At 49.7% G+C, this 761-nt stretch carries 1 protein-coding gene; it reads right to left on the bottom strand.

What is annotated here, in order from left to right; translation table 11 throughout:
• The coding region (hisB, locus tag ACTHUM_RS16265; protein WP_440403460.1) for an imidazoleglycerol-phosphate dehydratase HisB at window positions 1-761 on the bottom strand (761 nt) is incomplete at both ends.

Genomic DNA, 761 nt, shown 5'->3' with positions numbered 1-761 from the left:
GCTTCTGCTTCTTCCTGAACAGACTCTTCGCTCAGCGTACCTTTGGTAGAAGGCGTTTGACCCATCATGCGCGGATCGTATTCAACCGCCATGCGCAATGCGCGGCCGAAGGCTTTGAAAACAGTCTCGGCTTGATGATGTGCATTACGACCTCTAAAATTATCGATGTGCAAGGTCATCATGCTGTGATTCACAAGGCCGTGGAAAAATTCTTCAAACAAATCAACATCAAAACAGCCGATCAGGGCGCGGGTAAAGTCGATGTTGTACACCAAGCCAGGGCGGCCGGAAAGGTCGATGACTACACGGCTCAACGCTTCATCCAACGGAACATAGGCATGACCATAACGGGTAATGCCGGCTTTATTGCCAAGTGCTTGTTTCAAGGCCTGACCCAATACGATACCGATGTCTTCAACCGTGTGATGGTCGTCAATGTGCAAATCGCCTTTGCAGGTAATATCCAAGTCAATCAAACCATGACGCGCCACTTGAGCAAGCATGTGTTCAAGGAAAGGAACGCCGGTATCCAAGCGGTATTTGCCGGTACCGTCAAGGTTGAGGCTAACGGTAATTTGGGTTTCGCAGGTATTGCGGGTAACAGTAACAAAACGGCCTTCAGTTGAAACACCAGCTTCGGCTGTTTCGACAGTTTGTTTTTCCAAACGCGCCGCTTCAACTGCTGCTTTTTCTTGGTCTTTGCTGTGATCACGGTTCAGCCAGCCTTTGCGTTTGTGCATACCGGATTCCAACTTCGCAGC

This window comes from Neisseria sp. P0021.S006 (assembly GCF_051956895.1).
This window is presented reverse-complemented; position numbering and strand designations above follow the sequence as displayed.